19 protein-coding genes and 1 tRNA gene are annotated in these 23,412 nt (G+C 41.8%); 11 read left to right on the forward strand and 9 right to left on the reverse strand.

Annotation, left to right across the window (positions count from 1 at the left end; all coding sequences use genetic code 11):
* Positions 1-125 precede the first annotated feature (125 nt).
* A complete protein-coding gene (locus AC4E96_RS11595) occupies positions 126-2,129 on the forward strand; it encodes a methyl-accepting chemotaxis protein (RefSeq protein WP_490255926.1) in 2,004 nt (667 codons plus the stop codon).
* On the opposite strand, the gene AC4E96_RS11600 is transcribed toward AC4E96_RS11595, so the two are convergent.
* A complete protein-coding gene (locus AC4E96_RS11600) occupies positions 2,104-3,054 on the reverse strand; it encodes an ATP-grasp domain-containing protein (RefSeq protein WP_490255927.1) in 951 nt (316 codons plus the stop codon). The two genes, AC4E96_RS11595 and AC4E96_RS11600, sit on opposite strands and share 26 nt — an antisense overlap.
* Positions 3,055-3,328: 274 nt before the next feature.
* Here AC4E96_RS11600 and AC4E96_RS11605 point away from each other — a divergent pair, with 274 nt between their 5' ends.
* Both AC4E96_RS11605 and AC4E96_RS11610 read left to right on the forward strand, forming a co-directional pair.
* Positions 3,329-4,483: an acyl-CoA dehydrogenase family protein gene (locus AC4E96_RS11605; RefSeq protein ID WP_488033917.1), complete on the forward strand. Its 1,155-nt coding sequence runs from the start codon at positions 3,329-3,331 to the stop codon at positions 4,481-4,483.
* A 13-nt stretch (positions 4,484-4,496) separates the two neighbouring features.
* Positions 4,497-5,273 (forward strand): SDR family NAD(P)-dependent oxidoreductase, encoded by a 777-nt coding sequence (locus AC4E96_RS11610; protein WP_488033918.1) that lies wholly within the window; start codon positions 4,497-4,499, stop codon positions 5,271-5,273.
* Positions 5,274-5,449: 176 nt separating this feature from the next.
* Here AC4E96_RS11610 and AC4E96_RS11615 read toward each other — a convergent pair whose 3' ends face one another.
* Positions 5,450-5,716, reverse strand: a complete 267-nt coding sequence (locus AC4E96_RS11615) for a hypothetical protein (RefSeq protein WP_490255928.1) — start codon at positions 5,714-5,716, stop codon at positions 5,450-5,452.
* Between the two features lie 398 nt (positions 5,717-6,114).
* Here AC4E96_RS11615 and hisG point away from each other — a divergent pair, with 398 nt between their 5' ends.
* The 8 genes from hisG to AC4E96_RS11655 all read left to right on the forward strand — a co-directional run bounded on the left by hisG (position 6,115) and on the right by AC4E96_RS11655 (position 14,628).
* Positions 6,115-7,014, forward strand: a complete 900-nt coding sequence (gene hisG / locus AC4E96_RS11620) for an ATP phosphoribosyltransferase (RefSeq protein WP_488033920.1) — start codon at positions 6,115-6,117, stop codon at positions 7,012-7,014.
* 15 nt (positions 7,015-7,029) lie between these two features.
* Complete coding sequence (gene hisD, locus AC4E96_RS11625; protein ID WP_490255929.1) at positions 7,030-8,358, forward strand: histidinol dehydrogenase; 1,329 nt, start codon at positions 7,030-7,032, stop codon at positions 8,356-8,358.
* Positions 8,359-8,363: 5 nt separating this feature from the next.
* Positions 8,364-9,539: a histidinol-phosphate transaminase gene (gene hisC / locus AC4E96_RS11630; RefSeq protein WP_490255930.1), complete on the forward strand. Its 1,176-nt coding sequence runs from the start codon at positions 8,364-8,366 to the stop codon at positions 9,537-9,539.
* Between the two features lie 11 nt (positions 9,540-9,550).
* Positions 9,551-10,633, forward strand: coding sequence for a bifunctional histidinol-phosphatase/imidazoleglycerol-phosphate dehydratase HisB (gene hisB / locus AC4E96_RS11635; protein ID WP_490255931.1), 1,083 nt, complete (start codon positions 9,551-9,553; stop codon positions 10,631-10,633).
* Positions 10,633-11,271, forward strand: coding sequence for an imidazole glycerol phosphate synthase subunit HisH (hisH, locus tag AC4E96_RS11640; protein WP_490255932.1), 639 nt, complete (start codon positions 10,633-10,635; stop codon positions 11,269-11,271). Before hisB ends, hisH begins: the two co-directional genes overlap by 1 nt.
* Positions 11,272-11,289: 18 nt before the next feature.
* Positions 11,290-12,045, forward strand: coding sequence for a 1-(5-phosphoribosyl)-5-[(5-phosphoribosylamino)methylideneamino]imidazole-4-carboxamide isomerase (gene hisA, locus AC4E96_RS11645; protein WP_488033924.1), 756 nt, complete (start codon positions 11,290-11,292; stop codon positions 12,043-12,045).
* A gap of 111 nt (positions 12,046-12,156) precedes the next feature.
* Positions 12,157-13,320, forward strand: coding sequence for a tetratricopeptide repeat protein (locus AC4E96_RS11650; protein WP_490255933.1), 1,164 nt, complete (start codon positions 12,157-12,159; stop codon positions 13,318-13,320).
* Between the two features lie 105 nt (positions 13,321-13,425).
* Positions 13,426-14,628 carry a tetratricopeptide repeat protein gene (locus tag AC4E96_RS11655; protein ID WP_490255934.1) on the forward strand — a complete coding sequence of 401 codons (1,203 nt, stop codon included), beginning with the start codon at positions 13,426-13,428 and terminating at the stop codon, positions 14,626-14,628.
* Here the strand turns inward: AC4E96_RS11655 and AC4E96_RS11660 are convergent.
* The 7 genes from AC4E96_RS11660 to AC4E96_RS11690 form a co-directional block, all read right to left on the reverse strand.
* Positions 14,621-14,836 carry a YgaP family membrane protein gene (locus AC4E96_RS11660; protein ID WP_490255938.1) on the reverse strand — a complete coding sequence of 72 codons (216 nt, stop codon included), beginning with the start codon at positions 14,834-14,836 and terminating at the stop codon, positions 14,621-14,623. The genes AC4E96_RS11655 and AC4E96_RS11660 overlap by 8 nt on opposite strands.
* A 63-nt stretch (positions 14,837-14,899) precedes the next feature.
* The gene (locus AC4E96_RS11665) at positions 14,900-16,540 is read right to left on the reverse strand and encodes a hypothetical protein (protein WP_490255935.1); all 1,641 of its coding nucleotides are present in this window, start codon (positions 16,538-16,540) and stop codon (positions 14,900-14,902) included.
* Between the two features lie 45 nt (positions 16,541-16,585).
* The gene (locus AC4E96_RS11670) at positions 16,586-17,434 is read right to left on the reverse strand and encodes an outer membrane lipoprotein-sorting protein (protein ID WP_490255936.1); all 849 of its coding nucleotides are present in this window, start codon (positions 17,432-17,434) and stop codon (positions 16,586-16,588) included.
* Positions 17,435-17,468: 34 nt separating this feature from the next.
* On the reverse strand, positions 17,469-20,057 hold the full coding sequence (locus AC4E96_RS11675; protein WP_490255937.1) for an efflux RND transporter permease subunit: 2,589 nt from the start codon (positions 20,055-20,057) through the stop codon (positions 17,469-17,471).
* Between the two features lie 236 nt (positions 20,058-20,293).
* Positions 20,294-21,526, reverse strand: a complete 1,233-nt coding sequence (locus tag AC4E96_RS11680) for an amidohydrolase family protein (RefSeq protein WP_488033930.1) — start codon at positions 21,524-21,526, stop codon at positions 20,294-20,296.
* A gap of 13 nt (positions 21,527-21,539) precedes the next feature.
* Positions 21,540-22,919, reverse strand: a complete 1,380-nt coding sequence (locus AC4E96_RS11685) for an amidohydrolase (RefSeq protein WP_488033931.1) — start codon at positions 22,917-22,919, stop codon at positions 21,540-21,542.
* A 309-nt stretch (positions 22,920-23,228) separates the two neighbouring features.
* Positions 23,229-23,305 (reverse strand) — tRNA-Asp (locus AC4E96_RS11690).
* Between the last annotated feature and the right edge of the window lie 107 nt (positions 23,306-23,412).

The following is a 23,412-nucleotide window of genomic DNA, read 5'->3' on the forward strand; positions in this document are numbered from 1 at the left end:
CATCGCCCTTACAAGGCGAGGGTCACTGGTTCGAGCCCAGTACCGCCCACCACTTTCATACTTATTCTTAGCAAAATACAAATTCTAAACCATAATGAAATGACCCTAACTATGAGTTATTCGTTATGAAACATCTTCTTCGTCGCTTTTCTATCATGAAGTTGGTCGTGATCAGCACCGCCACATTGCTTCTTTTTGTAATAACGTTAATTACCTACAACGTTTGGAAAAACATCCAACAAATTGATGAATTAAAAGCGGACGTCGAGATTGTTGGTATTTTGAGTGCTTTAGAACAAGTTGCACACCATCATGCTGTAGAGCGTGGATTAACGGCTGGTTACTTGGCTTCAAAAGCTCCACAACAAAAACAAAAAGTAGATGCCCAAAGACAAAAGGCAGACCAATCTGTTTTAGTATTACAACAACTGTTAAATCAGCACCAACACCCCAAATTACAAAACAGGCATACAAAAATACTGTTTGACCAACTAAAATCTAAAGAAAGTGTTCGCACTGCCGTGGATAACCTAAACGGCCAATCAGCATTTAACTACTACAGCTCCTTAAACGCCATTACGCTGGATACCGCCACCCAGTTAAAAAATCTAATTTTTAGACCCACACTTGGGGAACAAGTAACTTCCGCATTCCTTCTCGCAAAGTACAAAGAAAAAATGGGCCAAATAAGAGGAAAAATTAACGGTGTATTGGCTGCAGGTGAACTTAACGCTAATCAAAAAAGCCTAATCGCTAACTATTATTCTGAGCTAAATAGAGTGACTTCATATCTCAAAAACAATGTTAAGCCAGAAACAGCTGCTGCTGTAGAAGAAACAGTTAACACTAAAATATTTCGAACTAACAAAAAAACGATAGAGTTGATTATTAATGACTTCAATCGCAATCAAAACATTTTGCCTGATAATGAATCTTGGTTTGCCTCCGCGACGAAACAAATAGGTGAAATCAAATCACTATTGGATGCTAACTGGTCGTTGGTAAATAAATCGGCACAGCAAGAATTAGCTGATTTAAAAAATTATACGATTAGCTTGATCATTGGTTTTTTGGTCGCTTTGTTCATTGTGTCTTCAATAAACGTTCATTTAATTTTGAGGCTTAAAGCAACCTTGAAACACCTAGTTGGTGCCCTCGAAGAGGTTGAACAAGGAAACCTTAACGTCAGTCTTAGAGTCAATCAGAATGATGAGTTAGGCTTTATCTCTAAAGCAATGAATAAAACCGTTAACGCATTTAAAGGGCTACTATTAGCAATTGAAGGCTCAGTAAAACAAGGCGCGAAATTAAACGACGAAATGAATTCGATTACTGAAGTTGTACTGCAAGACTCTCAAAAGACCCAATCAATGGCGACCAATATAGCAACGGCCATAGAACAAATGTCACAGACATCAAAAGAAATTGCCGAGTCTGCGTCGAATACACTCTCTGCAAGCGATAGTCTTCACAAAGTCGCATCAAAGCTCATTTCTAATAGTGATCAAAGTCAGTCCACTATAAATCAGCTAGTCACTAGTATGGTAGATGCAGAACACAAAAGCACAGCGATGGAAAAACAAGTTTCGGAAATCTATTCCATTTTGGATACCATCAGTAGCATTGCAGAGCAAACCAATTTGTTGGCTTTAAATGCTGCGATAGAAGCTGCGCGTGCAGGGGAGCACGGACGAGGGTTTGCTGTTGTAGCAGATGAGGTAAGAAGCTTAGCAAGCAACAGTAAAACCTCTTCTGAACGAATAGGCCATTTGCTCAATGAGCTAAAAAGTTTAAGTGACGGGGTTGTTAATAGTATCCAAAAAAATACTAGCCTGAGCCAACAAACGTCACAAGACTTCGAGGAAGTGAAAAAGCTGTCAAGCTCGGTATTCCAGCAAAGTGAACTGCTTGAAAGCTTAGCAACAACAGTCGCCAGTGCCGCAGAGCAACAGTCGGTAGTTTCTACAGAAATTGCTGGCGACACGGCGGCAGTTCAAGACTTTGCCAATCATGAAGTCGAAGCGACTCAAGACCTTGAGCGTATTTTCAAAAAGCTAATTCAAAATGCGGAAACACTCGAATTAAACCTTAATAAATATACGTTTAAAGAAACTGAGCTAAATACTTAGCAAGCTCTAGCATGCCAAACTTATTTGCCTTGGCTTCTGCATCTGAATTGTAGTTGGTATTCGTGTTCACGTCGTAAGCATAGTGATTACCGTTTTCATCGGTGATCACTTCAATACCTGCTACTTGCACATTATTATCCGCCAAAAACGCCTCTAAGGCTGGGATAAACTCAGGATTATAGTTATTCAAAATCTCAAATTTAGGTGTTGTATTGGCTTGTGCCTCTTGAGCCTGATCCGAATTACCACTCGTTGGACAGAACTGATCTTCAATCGAACATACATCAGCAGGACATAACTCAAAGCCTTTTGATGTATCAACTTTAACACCATATAAAAACTTACCACCGATAAACTCATGACGAATAATAAACGGCTGCGGTGCTTTGATGTACTGTTGAACCAATGTAATACCATCAACCGGCTCATCGAAACCTGGGCTATTAACGTAATTTTCGAGTTCTTCAATAGACTCAAATAAATAGACCCCCTGCCCTTTACCCGCGCGGTTATGCTTGGTAATAAAAGGAGTCATATTTAATTTTTTGGCCGCATCGATAATTTGTTGTTTACCTACAGCAGCAATTGTCTTTGGTGTCGTCACTCCAGCCAAATTTAAAGCCATATATTGGTTTGCTTTACTCACTTCTAATCTCAATGCGCGAGTACCATTAATAACAGTGCGGTCGTGACGTTCTAACCATGCTAACACGGCTTCGGTAAATTCTGGTGCAAAACGGTGGCCACGAGTATGCGAGGAAGCACTGATACGGCTATAAAAAATACCCTGTGGCGGCTCTGATGAGAGATCAATAGTGCCTTGGTCTAAATGCCACATTTCATACGGCAAGCCCAACTCTTTTAAACGGTTTTCTAAATGAATGGTCCATTCATTGTTTTCGTGAATCACATAAATTTTGGACATAATCACTTCTTTTCATTGAATCAAAATATTAAGAGCGATTTTATCATGAGTCTTTCCAAATGTATCTTCGCTCACTCTTTAGTCCAGTCTTTGTTCCGCCCAACAAACCTAACTTTAAGTAAAAATAAAATTACATCGGCTTGGTATTTTTCTCAGCTGGTAGGTTTTGCATTTAAGCGAAAATAAGGCACATTACGCTCATAAATATAAATAAAAACTTAATCCTCAATCCATGCCTTTCAACAGGGTTTATCAAAGTGAGAACGACAATCGAATGAACTTTTCATTAACAGAAGAACAACAACTAATTTTGGACACGGCGCGCCAGTTTGCAGAAAATGAATTAGCCCCACACGCCGCAGATTTAGATAAGACAGGAAACAGAGAGCGACTTCTAACAAACTTAAAAATGTTAGCTGAATTGGGTTTCATGGGTTTAAACGCCAGTGCTGATTACGGCGGTAGTGAAGTCGGCCCTATTGCATTTAGCCTAGCTATTAAAGAATTAGCTAAAGGTTGTGCATCAACAGCGGTCACAACGTCAGTAACCAATATGGTCGCAGAAGTTATACAAGCGGTGGGTAACGAGTCCCAAAAACAACATTACCTACCTAAAATTTGTTCTGGTGAGTATCCAGCGGCTGGTTTTTGCTTAACAGAAGCGAGTGCTGGTAGCGATCCTGCTGGTATGAAAACCAGTGCTGTAAAAGACGGTGACGACTACATTCTTAATGGCAGCAAAATGTTTATTACTAGCGCCGAATATGCCGGTGTTTTTGTTGTCTGGGCGGTCACTGACAAAGAAGCCAAAAAAGGCAAAGGCATTTCTTGTTTCTTAGTCGAAAATAATACGCCTGGACTCATTGTTTCACCCGCAGAACATAAAATGGGTCAAAAAGCCTCTGCGACCAATGAAGTTCGTTTTGAAAATTGTCGCGTACCTTCTACCGCCCTGCTTGGTAAAGAAAACGAAGGCTTTAAGGTCGCAGTTACTGAATTAGCTGGCGGTCGTATTGGTATCGGCTCGTTAGCATTGGGTATCGCAGAAGCAGCGATGGATTATGCTCGTCAATATTTGGCCGAGCGCGAGCAATTCGGCCAAGCCCTGATTAACTTCCAAGGCCTTCAATGGAAACTGGCAGAGCGTTACACCGAACTTGAAGCGGCTCGTTTGCTTCTTATGCAAGCCGCGTCGTTAAAAGAACAAGGACTGCCATTTTCGAAACAAGCGTCGATGGCAAAGCTTTTTGCAACAGAAAAAGCAAACGAAGCCTGTTATGACGCATTGCAAATGCTAGGCGGCTACGGTTACATCAACGAATATCCACTTGAGCGTATGGCTCGAGATGTACGAATTACAACTATTTATGAAGGCACGAGCGAAGTTCAGAAAATTGTCATTGCTCGCGAATTATTAAAAGAACTATAACAAGGTCAATATCATGGATTTACAAAATAAAATTGCCATCGTAACTGGCGGAGCTTCTGGCTTGGGTCGCGCAACAGCTGAAGGCTTAGTTGCTCAAGGTGTAAAAGTCGCTATTTTTGACTTAAATGAAGAATCAGGTAACAAAGCAGTAGAGGAGCTTGGTTCGGATAATGCGATGTTCAATATCGTTGATGTGACCAATGAAGACAGCGTCAACACAGCAATAAAAGACGTAATGAATCAATTTGGTGCGATTCACATCTTAGTGAACTGTGCTGGTATCGCCCCTGCTGCCAAAGTATTGGACCGTGAAGGTAATGCAATGGCATTAAATAAGTTCAGTACAGCCATTAATATCAACTTAATCGGTAGTTTTAATGTGGCTTCTAAAGTTGCAGAACAAATGGCCAAGAACGAACCTATGGGTGAAGCGATGGAGCGAGGCGTTATCATAAATACCGCATCGGTTGCAGGTTACGAAGGTCAGATGGGTCAAGCGGCCTACGCAGCAAGTAAAGGCGGTATCATTGCATTAAGCTTACCTATGGCTCGAGATTTGGCTAAAACAGGTATACGAGTTAATGCGGTTGCTCCTGGTATAATGGGGACACCAATGTTGTTAGGTATGCCGGAGAACGTGCAAGAAAGCTTGGTTGCCAATATTCAATTTCCTAAACGTATGGGCTTACCAAAAGAGTTTGCAGATTTGGTCGCTCACATTGCGAGTAATGCGTATATAAATGGTGAAGCAATTCGACTAGACGGCGCAATTAGAATGCAGCCTCGTTAGTCAGGTTACTCATATAAATCGCTAATCAAAGTCATTAACTCACGTCATTAATGTAATGAGATTTGCGACGAGTATTGATTAGCCTGAATTGAGAACTTAAATGAGCGAAGCACCTAATTGGTGACTCGCTCTTTTTTTTAAATAGGAAGGAATGGATAACCCAGTGTAATAATTGCCTATACGTAGAAATCGACCCGCTGATTGCCGTTTTCGTCAAAGTACTTGCCTTTACCTTGCTTTTTAGGCGCCAACTCTTCGTTCAATTCGTCTTTTTCAACGGCAAATTTGCGTTTTTTACCCTCGCGACCTTGTTTTTGAGGGTCGTCGTCTTCGGCTTTTTTGACTCCGGCATCCCGAGGAGTATGATCAACGTGGTACACATCCGTTTTATCCGGTTCGTTGGCGACCGGTCGTTGAATTGCGTTATACACAATATCAACCATGACTGCTTCTCCTTTCACTCGTCAATTAATACACACATAAATTAATACGCTTATTAATTCGTACAATTATTAACCAGTTATCGACCGTTATGCAAATTCTTTAACTTTTTCTATATTTAGTTATATAGATTGGGGTTGATTTATTAGATTAGAGCGTTTACTTTATCTTCATCAATTTGAAATTAGCAATTTACAACAATTAAGAAAACGAAAATCATTATGACGATTACATACGTAACACAATCTTGGAACCATCATCACGTACCAACGAAATAGTTTTCAGCTAATTTCGCTGGAGGCTATTGTAAGTCCTCCAAGCACAAACAAGTGAACCCCGGAGGCTTATACAACCTTCGGGGTTTTTTCGTATTAGGCGTTTAAAAAATTTAGGAATGAACATGACTGATAAAAATAGACTTCGCATAGCGGTACAAAAGAAAGGCCGTTTGAGCAACGAATCAATTAAGCTACTTAAAGCGATTGGCGTAAAGCTGTCGATTCGTGACCGTTTATTAATCGCACACTCTACCAACTTACCAATTGACCTTTTACTTGTTCGCGATGACGATATTCCTGGTTTAGTTATGGATGGCATTGCCGACCTTGGTTTTATTGGTGAAAACGAGTTAGAAGAGAAGATGCTTGAACGACAAGCCGCCGGCGAACCAGCTGAGTACAAAACGCTAAAACGTTTGGAGTACGGCGGTTGTCGTTTGTCTATTGCGGTACCTAACGAGTTTGATTACCAAGGTTTAGAGTCACTTCAAAACACAAAAATCGCAACGACCTACCCATACCTTCTTAAGCGTTTCTTAAATGAAAAGAACATCAACGCTCAACCGGTAATGTTAACTGGTTCTGTTGAAGTTGCGCCTCGTGCAGGCATTGCCGAAGCGATTTGTGACTTGGTATCCACAGGTGCGACATTAGAAGCAAATGGTCTTGAAGAAGCCACTGAAATCTTTGTTTCTAAAGCGGTTCTTATTCAACAAGCAGGCGAACTTAGCCCAGCCAAACAAGAATTGGTAGATACGTTAATCCCAAGAATCAATGGCGTAATGCAGGCTAAAGAGTCTAAGTACATCATGTTACACGCGCCAATCGCAAAACTAGATGAAGTAAAACGTTTACTTCCAGGTGCAGAAGATCCAACAGTATTACCACTATCAGAAAACAGTGAGCTTGCTGCTCTACACGTTGTTAGCCCAGAAAACCTATTTTGGGAGACGATGGAACAACTTAAAGAGCTGGGTTGTACATCAATTTTAGTTATGCCTATTGAAAAAATGATGGGCTAAGCAGAGGCTACTACAGTGATTATTTGGCAAGAGTTAGACACAAAACAACAATGCGATGCCCTTGCTCGTCCTGCAATGGCGAATAAACAAGGCCTGAGCGACACAGTAAAAAGCATTATCGACCGCGTAAAAACGGAAGGCGATGCTGCGTTGCTCTCTTTAACTAAGGAGTTTGACGGTTTAGACCTACAAACCGTCGCCCTACCTAAAGAAGACATTAGTCGTATCGTTAATACAATTGGTGAGGCAGAGAAAGCGGCTATCGAATTGGCTTATGGCCAGATCAAACGCTTTCATGAAGCGCAGGTTCAGCAAGACATCAAAGTAGAAACGAGCCCTGGTGTTGTTTGTGAGCTGATCACAAAGCCTATCAGTGATGTGGGTTTATACATTCCTGGTGGCAGTGCGCCTTTACCATCAACGGTGTTGATGTTAGGTGTGCCAGCTCAAATCGCGGGTTGTAAACGCGTTGTCTTGTGTACTCCGCCAGATACAAGCCCTAATAACTTAGGTGGAATCACACCAGAAATTCTTTATGCGGCACAACTTTGTGGTATCACAGAAGTATACCGTACAGGTGGCGCTCAAGCTATCGCAGCTCTAGCCTTTGGCACTGAATCAATAAAACCAGTGAACAAAATTTATGGTCCAGGCAACAGCTTTGTGACCGAGGCAAAACAACAAGTGGCGCAGGATCCAAACGGTGCTGCTATTGATATGCCAGCCGGCCCATCGGAAGTTTTGGTCTTAGCTGATTCTAATGCAAATCCTGGATTTGTAGCAGCTGATTTGTTGTCTCAGGCCGAACACGGTCCAGACTCGCAAGTTATTCTAGTGTCTGATTGTCAGACATTAATTGAAAACACAAAAGCGGCGATAGAGTCTCAGTTAAGCATATTGCCGCGCGCCGATATCGCTAAAAAAGCCTTATCAAACAGCCGCTTTATTTTAACCGAGTCATTGGAACAAGCAGTAGAAGTCAGTAATCAGTATGCCCCAGAACACTTGATTGTTCAGTTTGATAACGCTCGCGAGTGGTTAGACAAACTAGACAATGCGGCGTCTATTTTCTTGGGTGCTTACACACCAGAAAGCGCCGGTGATTACGCTTCAGGTACAAACCACGTCTTACCAACGTACGGTTATTCAAAAACGCTTAGCTCGTTAAATCTAGCGGACTTTACACGTAAGTTTACCGTTCAAGAGTTAACACCAGAGGGCCTGTCAAACATTGGTCCAGCTATCATGACTTTGGCCGCTGCAGAACGACTGGATGCACACAAAAATGCAGTGGGTATTCGACTAGAAGCACTGCAAAACTCGTCTGCTAATAAAAAGGATTAGTGACAATGAATTCAAAAACAAATGTGACTGAATTAACGCAAGACGCTAGCGAAAATTTGAGCAGTGAAGTGTTGGTAGACAAGCTCATACGTACTGAGCTAAAAGAACTAGCGCCATACGAATCAGCACGACGCCTATTCAGTATGTCTGGCAGCAGCGATAGCGACGAGCCAATCAAAACGATGTGGTTAAACGCCAATGAAAACCCATATAGCCCGAATGTCCAAGCTGATCCAAGCCTGTACAACCGCTATCCGGACTTTCAACCTGAGCCATTAATCAAAGCCTACGCTGAGTATGCCGGTGTTGAAACCAGCCAAGTATTGGCGACTCGTGGTGCTGACGAAGGCATTGAACTATTGATCAGAACGTTCTGCGCACCACAGCAAAATATCGTTATTTGTCCGCCTACTTACGGTATGTACGCCATTTCAGCTGAAACGGCTAACGTCAACGTATTAAAAGCGCCTTTAAAAGACGACTTACAATTAGATGTAGAGAATGTTTTGGACCAAGCAAAAAGTGCACAAATCGTTTTTATCTGCTCACCTAATAACCCTACCGGTGACTTGATGAAACGAGATGACTTGGAAACGGTATTAAGCGCATTAGAAAACAAAGCAATTGTGGTTGCAGACGAAGCCTATATCGAGTTTTGTGCTGACGCGAGCGTTGCTGACTTACTAAAAAAATACAGTAACTTAGTAGTGTTGAGAACACTATCAAAGGCATTTGCATTAGCCGGTTTACGTTGTGGCTTTACTTTAGCTAGCACGCAAATAATAGATGCTCTTAAAAAGGTCATTGCCCCTTACCCGATTCCAGCGCCTGTTGCCCAAATGGCCACACAAGCATTATCTGAAGACGGTTTGATATGGATGAGAGATAAAGTTGCAGAATTAAATGCACGCCGTGATCAATTCATTGAAGACTCTAAACAATGGTCACTATTTGAAAAGGTCTATCCATCAAAAACTAACTTTGTGTTACTTAAGCTTAAATCCAGTTTTTGTGCGACAGAATTGATGCAATCTTTTGTCGACGCGCATATCCTATTGCGCAATCAATCAAAGCAACTAATGTTGAACAACACCCTGCGTGTAACCATTGGTAGTGAAGCTGAAATGCAGGCAGTCAATGCCCTATTCAGCCAACTTAACCAACAGTTAACTAATAATTAAGAAGAACGAACATGAGCAAACAACAACCTATCCTATTTATCGACCGCGACGGTACGCTAGTTGAAGAACCAGCAGTTGATAAGCAATTAGACACGTTAGAGAAATTGGTGTTCGAGCCGATGGTCGTGCCTGTGTTAACTCGTTTACAAGCAAAAGGCTACCGTTTAGTGATGGTCTCTAATCAAGACGGCTTGGGTACTGACTCTTTCCCTCAAGCTGACTTTGATGCGCCTCATGACAAGATGATGGAATTCTTTGCAAGCCAGGGTGTAACTTTTGATGATGTGTTGATTTGTCCGCACTTTGACCACGAAGACTGTAGCTGTCGCAAACCAAAACTTGGCTTAGTAAAAGGCTACCTTCAAGAAGGTAAAGTCGACTTCACTGATTCTTACGTCATTGGCGATAGAATCACTGATATTCAGTTGGCAGAAAATATGGGTATCGTTGGTATTCAGTATTCTCCAGACAAGATGAACTGGTTAGACATTGAAGCCTTTATTGCCGATCAAAAAGACAACCGTCGTCAAGCTGAAGTGCGTCGCACGACTTCAGAAACTGACATCAAAGTATTTGTCGATTTGGATAGTACTAAAAAATCGACCATCCAAACGGGCATGGGCTTTTTTGACCACATGCTAGACCAAATCGCTTCTCACGGTGGCTTCCACCTAGATTTAACGACTGACGGTGACTTACACATTGATGACCATCACTCTGTTGAGGATACAGCGTTAGCGTTAGGCCAAGCATTAAAAGAAGCCTTAGGTGACAAGCGTGGCATTGGTCGTTTTGGTTTTGTCCTGCCAATGGACGAATGCAAAGCCGAAGCTACGTTAGATATTTCTGGCCGCCCTTACCTAGTCTTTAATGCCGAGTTCACTGATTCGCGTGTTGGTGAAATGTCGACTCAGATGGTTGAACACTTCTTCTTCTCGCTGGCACAATCTATCGGCCTGACATTGCACTTGAGCACTTCAAAGGGCAATGCACACCACCAAGTAGAGAGTCTATTCAAAGTATTTGGTCGTGCTCTACGTGCCGCGATTAAAGTAGAAGGTGATGTACTGCCATCAACAAAAGGAGCCCTGTAATGACGACCAAATTAGTCATCGTTAATACGGGTTGTGCCAATATTTACTCAGTTCAATGCGCCTTTGAGCGCATTGCACAGACCTTACCGTTAGAAATTACGGTTTCTGATGACCCAAGTGTGATCACAGCGGCAGACAAGGTAATTTTACCTGGTGTAGGCTCTGCATTTGCTGCAATGGACAGTATTAATGAAAAGCAGTTGGTTGGCGTGATTCAGTCACTAACACAGCCTGTTTTGGGCATTTGTTTGGGCATGCAACTGATGGCCATGTCTTCAAACGAAAAGCCGGGTTCACACCTTGTAGCATCAAAGTCAGATACCGTTGATTGTTTACAATTAATCCCGACCCAAATCGAGCGCATGGAAGTGGGTGATCTAGTTCTACCTCACATGGGTTGGAACGAAGTGACATTAGACAACCCTCACCCATTGTTTAACGGCATTGAAGCAGGCGCCTATTTCTATTTTGTACATAGTTTCTGCGCACCTTTGTCTGATTACACCTTAGCGAAAAGTAATTACGGCATGGACTTTTCAGCCGCCATTTTCCACAACAATTTTATGGGCGTTCAATTCCACCCAGAACGAAGTGGTCAAGCGGGTTCACAATTGTTAAAGAACTTTATTTTACTGTAATAGAAGCAAGGACACATTATGATTATTCCTGCCATTGACCTTATCGACGGTTCAGTTGTACGCCTTTATCAAGGCGACTATGGTCAAAAAACAGAATACAAAATTAATCCGGTAGAGTTAGTCCAGGACTACGCCAAGGCCGGTGCCAAATGGCTTCACATCGTTGACTTAACCGGTGCAAAAGACACGAGTAAACGCCAATTAACGCTGATCAGCGAAATGGTTCAACTAGGCGTTATGAAGTTTCAAGCTGGCGGTGGTATTCGTACCGAAAAAGACATCAGTGATTTATTTGAAATTGGTGTCAGTCGCGTTGTAGTTGGGTCTTTAGCCGTTTCTAACCCTGAACTAGTGATGTCATGGATGGAAAAATATGGCCCAGAGAAAATAGTCTTAGCACTAGATGTAAACATCAACGACAAAGGTGAAAAGTTTATTGCGACACATGGCTGGCAAGAAGACTCTGGTGTCACACTAGAATCTATCGTTGCTAAGTTCCAAACTGTAGGTTTAAAACACGTTTTGTGTACCGACATTAGCAAAGACGGTACGCTTCAGGGTCCAAACCAAGAGTTATATAAAGCGCTCGCGCAGCAATACCCAGAAATTAGTTGGCAGGCTTCTGGAGGTATCAGTAGTCTTGCAGATATTGAGCAACTCAAGCCTAACCTAATCGGATCTGGTCTTAACAATGAAACGCCGAGTGGTGTTATCTTGGGTCGCTCATTACTTGAAGGTAAATTCGAGTTAAAAGAAGCGATTGCGCTTTACTAGCCACTTTTTTGTTATTGGAGGTGTATCTTCTTTTCAGAGAAGAGACGCATTCAAATAATAACAAAATAGACTATAGTTACCTTATGACTGTGAAAGAGTTAGGAGGTAACTATGTTTCTTTCCATTCGTATCCAACTCTTAGCAGTGAGTCTGCTTGTCCTAATAACAACAGGTTGCACAACACAAGGTTCTAATAAATACGCAGCAAACCTTCCCCCATTGCCAGAACATCAAATTGACGGAATTCCAGAATTAGATATCTCAGTTCGTGATATTTACCAATTAACTAACAAGCAAAAGCGTAAATTCTTTCATTACTACAATAATTATGAAAACAGAAACATCGAACCCCACCAGCGATTGGCGAACTATCTCACTAAGTATATGCAGACCTTTGACTACTCTGGTGACACGCTAACTGCATCAGAGGCAATTAGTAACATGACTGGTGACTGTGTATCATTAGCTATCGTTACTTCGGCCTACGCTCAACTTGTTGGTGTTAGATACTTACACCGAAAAGTAAATCGTGCGCCCATTTATATGCGAAATAAAAACGTCATCATTGTTGCGCAACACCTTCGCACAATCTTGTTTAAGCCCAAATATGATACCGACGACATCACCGCAAATGTGTGGACAGAACACATCAATATCGATTACTACAAAGCAGACACGGATATTCCAGCGGACCCTATGACTTATGATGAGTTCAATGCTCTTTTCTTTGCCAATCTGGCAGCAACACGTTTGATGAATGGCGATTTGATCCCCGCGTATCAATATTCAAAAAAAGCGTTAGACATAGCGCCGCATCATCAAGAAAACGTCAATCTGCACGCGTTGGTACTAAAACGACTTGGCTATCAAGAAATGGCCATGTCGTTATTTGATTACGGATATCAACACTTACCACCATCCATAAATTTGCTGACCAATTACCAAACTTTGGCGCAAAATATGGGTAACAATGAACTCGCCAAGAACATTGAACAAAAGTTAATGACTCTCAAAGATGCCAACCCATATCAGTGGCTAACTTTGGGTTATGAGCATTACGACAAAAATAAGTTTTCCAAAGCGTACTCATATTTTGAAAAAGCCAAAAACAAAGCCCCTTATCTCGACGATGTATATATTGCTCTTGCCAAAGCCAGTTATTCTTTAGGTAAACGGCGTGCAGCTAAAGATTATTTGGAACTAGCGTTAGAGGCCCCAGTAAAGTCTAACGATGTTAATTTGGTCAAAGCTAAACTAGCAAACTTTAATAATTAGATAGGATTAACTCGTACTAGTAAAATAATCTAGAACGCTTTATAGTCTAAATTAGTATCTATTTTAGCCTTTTCAGGTTCGCTCAGAAATAAAAGGAATTTTCCCGTGAAGTTTTGTAGTATTCATACGATTGTTCGCCTTTCTCTTTGTCTCGTTTTCGCAGCTGTTTTAAGTGGCTGTGCATCAAGCTCTCAAGCATCAAAAGACACAGTTTCAAGTAAGCTCAAATTAACTTGGGAACGTAATAAACATTCCTGGACCCTTGTAGATAAACCAGTCAATGTAATTGCCCCTGATACAATTTATGAGCTAGCGCCAGAGCAAGAAGCCGCTTTCTTAGCATACTTCAATGATGAATCTAGGAAGGATATCGATCCTCATGTTCGCCTTGCAGACTATTTGAGTGTGTGGATGGATGGGTTTAGTGTTCAAGGCACAACACAAAATGCCAAAGACACTATTGACTCGATGTCAGGTAACTGTGTTTCATTGGCTGTGATGGCCTCAGCCTTATCAAGAGTTGCTGGTATCCGATACATTCACCGTAAAGTTAACCGTGCCCCCATATACAATCGCACAGGCAACATCGAGTTTTCTTCTCAACATATCCGTACCGTCATCTTTAAGCCACGAGAAACCCCTGAAGAATCAACCAAATATATCTATATTGATTACTATCGTGCAGATACCGATATTCCTGCGGAGGCCGTCACCCAAAAGGAGTTTAATGCACTCTATTTTGCAAATTTAGCTGCCGAGCATATTGTAAAAGACGATCTTGAATCTGCGTATCAGTATTCCTCTAATGTCCTCCTTCAAGACCCATACAACCCAGAAAGTATTAACCTGCACGCGGTTGTCCTTAAACTAATGGGATACAAAGATAAAGCCGAAAAACTATTTGAGTATGGTTACAAATATTTACCGACTTCAATCAACCTTTATGCCAATTACAGCCAAATGTTAAGATCCAATAACAAGGTAGAATTAGCGGATAACGTCGACGCTAGAATAAGTGAGTTTAAATCAAGTAATCCTTATGACTGGATTACATTAGGCTATGAAGAATATGACGATGAAAACTACTTGGCCGCGATCCGTTACTTTGAAAAGGCGCAACGATATGCGCCTTACCTAGATGATGTGTATTTAGCCCTAGCTAAGGCAAATTATAAGCTTGGTTATAACGGTGCTGCCAAACGTTTTTTACAAATGGCAATGCACGCGCCAGTAAAAGCTAACAGCGTTAAACTGTTTGAGGCCAAGCTTATGCAACTGAGCACACTGCAGGGGAAAACGCCTAGTTAATTTCCTGGGCTAGTGTTTTCTCTGTTTTGATGCCTAACTTTTTAAACACAATCGCCGCAGGGCAAAACCCTGTAAAACTTTGTTGGAATAAGTTAACGCCAATAAAAACCGTAAACCAAAAGAAGTTTGGGTGAACAAACTGGGTTAATAAAACTGAAATTAGCACCATAAAGCCAGCAAATGCGGCCACGGTGCGCTCTAGTGACATAGGGAATTGAAACATAAATTTCCTCGTTATTTTTAATATTAAAAAGAATCTTTAAAAAACGCGTTAAAAAAATCGCCTGACCGAAAAGTAGGCGCTAGACGCTTTCTCAAACTGACCAAAAAACGTAGTAGGCATATCGCCCCAAAAGTAGTTGGTGCCTATGGTGTATTGCCATTGATCATTGGGTTTGTAATTTACTTTTAAGCGAGTGTGACCATCTTCGTCACTAGGTGAAACAAACGTAAACCAGTCGACGATGAGTTTGTTTTGCAACGTACTGTATCTAAGTTGCAACGTGACTAAAGAACGACGTTTGAGCTCATAGTTTTCTTGCATCATTTGCAAAGCCGCCGGCATCGCCTTATCAAAGTCATGCTGATATTCATAACTCACTTGCAGCGCCCCTGATAAATTAGTGACCAGTTCACGCTCAAAACCAAACAGGATTTTTGATTCGTCAGGTGCAGTAAACCAAAAGCTTGTTTCAGATGTTGGCACATTGGTCGTACGCATTGATGGAGTTTGGCCTTGATTAGGATCCTGGCTGCTATTTTGACTTAAAGCCAGTCCGTTACTGCTTCGGTTATAATGGCCAATTTCAATACTCGCTATCCCTTCCATAAAATTGGTTGTCATACTGGCGCCAAGAACTGACAACTTTGCATAAGACGGCGCGAACATATTGCCATTTGGGCTTACCACCAAGCTCTCAGGTGACTTTTCAAAACCGTGATAACCATAAAGGGCGAGTTCTAGGTCATCCCAACGCTGTTTATAGCGCACCGCATATTCAGGTGAGTGCGGCTTTTTAGCAGAATTGAGTTTCTTAGTACTAAAACCCAATGGGTTATAAAACGAGAATACTTCGCCATTGATAAAGTTATCTGAAGAAAAGCGAGGCGTCAGCACTAAGTCCAAGCTTGCATTATCAAAATACCCAGATGCCTTAACAGCGAATTGGGGCGCTTTTAAATATTCATCGTCACGGCCGGCCAAAAAACTCTGCCAATCTTTATTAAACATGTCGTTAATGAACACATAGTTTCCCGTGCCCCACGTAATGACCTGTTGACCTGCTTTAATATCCCATTGGCTCGAAACCGCGCCCTGCCAATTTAACTCGCGTAACTGACCTTGCCATTTGCTTTGTACACCGTCGTAATAAACGTGGCCTCGAAAGTTAATGGTTGAAGACTCTAGAGTATAAGTGTTTTGTAACTGCAAACGTACGTCTTCAAGCGTCGAATCTGTGCGTGTTTTACTGTCAACGTTCTTATCCGTAGTTCCGTACTCTTGTACCATAGAGTACTCTTGGTAGGTGTCACTTTGTATACGTCTACCAAGAGCCAGCTCGGCAAAGCCGGTAAAACTCTGCCAAAAACTCTTTGGTTCTTCCCAAGGTGAGCTCCAGTCGTCTTCCCATTCCTCGCTCCAGTCACCGTCCAATTCGCCACCTAATTGCTCAACACTCTCGTCACTCCTAGCAGCGCCAACAATACCTTTACTTCTCTTTTTGCTACTAGTCGTCCGTTTTGCTTCACTAGTTTCAGTCATTTCCTGACGCTTTGTACTATTGGCCGCTTCTGCATTATTGTGAACAAGCGCTAGCGCTACAACAAATAGCGATGCCATAAATAGTGATGTTTGATGGACTCGTGCCAATACGCGAGAAGTTTTTATCTGGCCTAGTTGTAAAACATGCATTTTGGTTAGCTCCTAATTACTGCTTAGAATCGCCTTTGCGGTGACTTAGCGGCGTAACCATTCAAGTGGTGGCGTACGTAAGCTTCGTTCAGTAAATACCGTATCTGGCATTCCTAGGTCATAACGAATACCTCTAAATTGCATTAGGGTGTAGCCGCCTTTTTCTAGATCCGATATTTTTGATTTTGTGACCGTTGGAAATCCATCGATAATATCAACATTCAAACTTTCTACTTTTCGGTACACCTCACCTTTAGTATTGTAAAAGTCGATCACCATAGGAATGAAGGTTGTTTTATTAATACGGACATCATAGTGACTAAACTCGACCTGCGACGGGTCCTTAGGTGTCCCTTTTAGAACAAATTCATCTTTTGTTTGCGACAACAGCTCGAAACTATCAAGTGCAGTTGAACGTCCAGAAACATCTTCATAGAAAAAGTGAGAGCCAACAAAGGACGTACGCTTATCGCCCGCACTAATGCGTTTTACTAAGTCTAAGCCTGGTAAATACAACCAACGGTCATCGTCTTGATTGAGCGCGTTGTGTTTTTCAACTCTAAACACCATACCGCTAACATCTGCTGGGCGACTGAAAAACACCATCATTTTCTGGTCGCCACCATCTTCAACGTCTTTCTTAAGAATAGTAAATTGTCTTGTTTGGCGACGCCCTTGGTCATCTACGATCATCATTCGGGCTTCACTTTTACCATCCTCACCTGCGTAATACGCAGCAAGCTCGGCTTTTTTAATAATTTGCTCCGCGGTTAAATCCGTTGTCGCTTCAGGCGTCGAGGCAGGTACACTTTCATTGGCATGACTATTAAAACTCGCTGCACTAGCAAAGGAAACAAACGTCGCGAAAGCAGCACGCTTAATATTTTTTGTCATTAGACTTCTAGTGAAAAAAGACATGTAAAACTCCTTAACCTTTTGAAGGTTTGAACAACCAGCGCTGACCTTTAGTCAACAACGCCGGCAACATAATTAGCGTCACTAATGCCGATACCAACATTATGCTTGCTAAAAACACACCGACAGTGATGTATGGCACTAGAGGCGCGAATAATAGTGGGGTAAAACCAAGTGCAACGACCAACGCATTTTTGGTAATGGCATTAGCAGGCTCACCAAACATAGTTTGCATAGTTTGCGAAATCGAACCTGTTTTTCTATAAGTCGAACGTGCACGCTCTAAAAAGTGAATCGCAAAATCGACCGAAAGGCCCAAGGTTAAAGCCGATAGAACTGCTATTGGCATGTCATAATCTTTGCCCAACCAGCCTATCAAGCCATAAATAAAGGTAATGGTTAAACTTAACGGCAACATAGCCAGTAAGCCAAACAAAACAGAACGAAACAGCAGCGTCATCATTATAAATACAATCACAAAAGCGCTGATCAGACTGTCTAACATTCCTGCTACCATTTGCTCTTGCCAAACAACATTCAGGTAAGCTTTACCAGCCCAATTGATTTCAATGCCTTGAGGTGGAGGATTGCCTGCAACAAACGTCTCAACCGCATCAATGACCGCACTCATATGTTGATTGTCACCACTGGTGAGTTGTAACCACATTAAAGACTGTTGATAGTCTGGTGTTACAAAGTGCCATAAGTCGTCTGGTCGATGAGAAGATTGATATTGAATTAGAGCCTGGGCTATTCCATTTGCAGAGTCTGGCAGCACATAGTCTTGTTCTTGGCCAGAGCGAAGCTCTCGGTTAACGACTTTTACGATATCAGTCAAGGCATTTGATTTACCCACTAGTTCTGTAGAATCAAGATGGGCTTGTAGCTGCGCCATGTAATCTAATACTTCTGGATGAGTAAAACGTTTTTGTTTAGCCATCAAAGCCTCCAAAGAACTTAGCGTATTATTTAGCCACTTTTCTTGTTCTTCAGAGAGCGCTTCAAACAGTTTGTCTTCGATGGCATAAATCATCTGTGAGTTGCTATTCGTTAACTCACTGTTTTGCCCTGCTCCGACGCTTTCACTAATTTCGACTAACGGTAGGAGTACATCATCAAACCATAACTTTAATGAGTCTGGCATCGCTTGCGTATTTAAAACCGTTTTCATATCCGCTTCTGGAGTATTATCGTTGAAAACAAGATAGGCGTCATATGTGCCAGCAAACTGCTCGTTTAAAGCCCGATCAGCAACTCGAATCTCGTGGCTTTCCTTAAACCAACGGACAGGATTGTCATTAATTTCAATTTTGTTAATACCAATCACTGAAAACACAAACACTAATACAAAAATACTAAGATGAAGCCATTGGCGCTTTTGCGCTAACTGACCTAACTTACTAACGACTTTTGCTAGCCCCTTGTTTGATTGAAGTTTAGCTTGGTGACGCTGCTGCATCTGTAATAACGTTTTATCTGACAAACGCGACAAATAAGCCGGAACAAACAAAATGGTGGTAACAAAGGCCAATAAAATACCAAAACCTATAAACGCACCAAAAATTTGCACCGGTGGTATTGGTGTGAGTAGTAACGACAAGAATCCCACGGTTGATGTTACAGACGTAAATAACATTGGAGAGAACAATTCTCTGACAACGTTTTTAGCGACCTTTGACTTGTCTTCACCGACTTTATATCGATCGGCAAATTCAGACATGATGTGCACTGAGTCCACGACAGCAATGGGCATCAAGAAAATCGCAATCATTGAAGACATGATATGAACGGTAAAACCAGCACCAATAAGCAGCCCCATTGTCACTACAACGGTAAACATAGCAACAACCATAGCGGCCGATATGAAACTCCATGATCTAAACATCATGTACAACAAGATAAATATCGCTAACCCAGCTAACGGTGCAGAGATACCCATTTGGACAAACATTTCATAGCCAAATTGGTCTTCAGCTACTGGTAAACCTGTGATATGCCACTCAGCTTCAGTATTAAAGCTATCGATATGAGACTGTATTTGTTGTGCAATGGCATAACTTTGGTTTTTATCAGCAATAGGTACGTATATCGCGATCGCTTTGCCATTTGAAGACGCAATAGTTTCATTTAATAAAGGAAGGTTTGTCACATTTTGGTAAACCTTTGCGGCGTCACCTTCGTTTTTAGGCGCGTCCTTCATCATCCATTCAAAGCTAAGCGCTGTTGAACCACTCTCAAGTTGCTTTTGCGAAATGTTATCCACCTCAGACAATGACATAACATCAAAGGTAATAACCCCATCTATCGCCATTATATGGTCAGTGAGTGACTTAACATTTTCCAGCTCAGTTGGGTTAAAGACACTTTGATCTTTATTAACAGCGCCAACAACTATGGTGTCATGTAAACCAAAGTCTTGTTTGGTTTTGTTGTGAAATGCACGTGCAGTATTATCGCTTGGCAACATGTTTTCTGGGTCGGTATCAATCTCTATTCGCGGAAATTGAAACAACGCAAACAATGCAACTATTAACATCACCCAAATGACTTTTTTGGAATGACGAAGACTAATATTGATAGATAGATTAATTAGCTGGTTCATATCTCGTACAACTGATAATAATTTGTATCGAGCATGATATATTAGAAAAACCTAATATTAAATATATTAGTTAGATCTAATATTAATAATTGAAGGCTGTCTTATGCCTATTTGTAGAATGTGACTCTAAATAATAATGATAGAAAAAAAGACCAGCTAATAAACTAACTGGTCTCTCTATACGCCTACTCGAATAGGCTACCTAATCTAGCTATCTAAGTTAGCTAGCATAGTGATTATTTAATATAACCACGTGGTGTTTTTTGATCAGACATGTATCGATCACGTAGTTTGTCTTGACGAGATTCGGTGGTCACCTCTTCACCATCAATCCACATGTTCTCTACTTTTGTGCTGATTTCAAACGGGTCGCCGCTCCACAAAACTAAGTTTGCCGGTTGGCCTTCCGCCACGATACCACCTTCAATACCAAAGGTTTCGGTAACGTTTTTAGTCACCGACGCGATAGCAGTGTCACGGCTCAAACCGTTTGCAATCGCAACACCTACATCAGTACGTAAATTATAAATTAAGTGCGTATCTGTTTGAGTAAGAATTAACTTAACACCCGCGTTTTCAAGCTCTGCTGCATTAGTTAATAACTTTTGCAAAGAACCAAAGCTCTCAGGCAAATTATTGATCGCCTGAACGATTACGGGCACGCCCGCAGCAGCAATCTGCTCTTTAACACGTACCGCGTCTTCAGCACCTGCGAGTACTAGGTTAAGACCAAACTCTTCTTTTAAGCGCAACAAGTGTAAGATATCCGTTGCACGCTCAACTGACGCTACTAACGGCTTTTTGCCACTTAAGATGTCGTTTAAGATCTTTTCTTCAGCACTTGGCTTTTTGTCATCTTTTTTATCGTCTTTTTTAGCTTTTTCTAATGACGCTTTGTGATCGCTAAGCTTGTTCTCAAGTGCTGCAATCGCAGAGGCACGTGAACCTTTGCGCTCAGAACCAAAATACGCCAATGTCGCAACGTTGGTATCTACTACGCTGTCGAATTCACCAGAAAGATCAGCAGTAAAGATCTGACCAGCCCAAATGCCCTCTGCACCGCGAGGTGCAACAACGCTTTGAGTGATACCTCCTTTTCTTGAAAAAGGAATGACTGAGCTTTTAGGGTTAAATGCCAACGATGGGTCGAACGTAATGCCGCCCTTTTTGGCACTCATGTCGCGAGATGCCGAAACCGCACTTACCTCTACAAGACCTAATTGGTTCATTGCAGAAACAAAACCAGCCGTCAAAATACGACCTTGACCATCAACCGTCGCGTCAACATTTAGTTCTGCGGGATTAATCGCAACGATTTTACCATCATCAATAACCACGTTAGCGTTCGTAATAACACCTTGTTCAGTGCCGGTATAAACCGTTGTGTTGGTAATAGCGACAGAGTCAGCTAGAGACGCAAAACTTGCTGTTAGTGCAGCAAAAACTAGTGATAATTTTAATTTTTTCATTTTGCGCTCCTTATTATTGTTGACCTAGCAAAAAGTCACTTTTTGCTTGATACGTTTCATCGTTCGCATCATAAACCTTGGCACCATCGACAAATACTTGTTCCGCTTTAGCATAAACGCTGAATGGGTTCTGGTTCCAAACAACGAAGTCGGCCGCTTTACCCTTTTCTAAAGAACCTGTTTTGTCTTCAATACCTAGTGATTTAGCTGCATTGTACGTAATCCATGTAATGGCATCCGCTTCTGTTAACTCGAAGCCATTTTCGTTGGCACGGTACATTACCTTTGCCGCTTCTTGGTTTAGACGTTGAATGGTTGTGCTTGAGTCTGAGTGAACAATGGCACATGAGTTCTTAAACGAGTCAACAACAGCTACGTTTTCAAGGATCATGTCGTACGCTTCCATTTTGAAGCCCCACCAATCTGGCCACATTGCCGCACAGTTACCATTTTCTGCTAATAAATCACCAATTTTGTAAGCTTCAACCGCGTGATGGAACGTACCAGCGTGGTAATTGAACTCTTTACCTAGATCAATCATCATCGCCATTTCTTCTGCTTTGTAGCAGTGGTTATGAATTAAGATATCACCGTCTAACACACCTTTTAACGTGTCTAACGTTAAGTCACGAGCTGGTGCTTCTGGGTTTTTACCCGCCGCGTAATCACGCTCGTATTTTTCCCAAGCACGTTTGTATTCAGCCGCTTCTGCGAACGCTTGACGATAACCCGCCATGTTACCCATACGAGTTGAAGGTGCGATGCTCTTGCTACCATATACACGTTTAGGGTTTTCACCACAGGCCATTTTTAGACCATAAGGCGCATCAGGAAACTTCATGCCTTGCATTGTGTGAGAAGGCACGTTTTTTAAAGTAACGCTTCGACCACCAATTAAGTTTGCAGAGCCAGGTAAAAGTTGTAGTGTTGTAATACCACCAGCACGCGCTGCTTCGAAACCTGGGTCTTGTGGCCAAACTGAGTGCTCAGACCAAACCTCTGCAGTTACAGGAGCCGTCATCTCATTACCATCGCTGTGAGATTCAACGCTTGGAGAAGGATAAACACCTAAATGTGAGTGCACGTCAATAATACCAGGTGTAACCCATTTACCTGCGCCGTCAATGACTGTCGCGCTACCGTGTTCAATACCTTCACCAACGGCAGAAACCTTGCCGTTCACAATTAACACGTCAGCATTATCTAAACGCTCACCTGTACCTGTTAATACCGTCGCGCCTTTTACTAAAACAGTAAGCTGTTCCATTGGCTGATAAGTACTTGGATAAGGATTTGGATTAATTTCGACTTTTGGATCTTGTGCTTCAATACCAGTACAACCGGCTAAGACAGCTGAAGCAATCAAGGTCGCACTGAATGCGATATTTCGCATGACGATGTCCCCTTTATTATTGTTTTATCAATGTATTTCAATAGGTATAGCATAATTCATAATTAGGCACTTTGGCACAAGTAAATTACGTTAAATGCAAGGTTTTTGAGCTTATAAACCTAAACCAAACGGATTTGATAAAAAACATTGGACTTGGGGCACATTCAATAACAAATAAGCTGCGCAATTTAAAAGACAAGCAGCAAAGAGAAAAACAGAATTAAATTGACGTTTTAGACTTGTAGCTAATTTTTTTAAAGTTTGTGTGAGACAAGAAATAAATAATGAGGATTAACACTGGAATCAAAGTGGCGGAACGGACGAGACTCGAACTCGCGACCCCCGGCGTGACAGGCCGGTATTCTAACCAACTGAACTACCGCTCCGCTTTGATTCCATTTAAACGAGGTCTAAATGGGGATTTACTTTGAGACTAAAGATTGGCGGAACGGACGAGACTCGAACTCGCGACCCCCGGCGTGACAGGCCGGTA

Source organism: Psychrosphaera sp. (genome assembly GCF_982872775.1).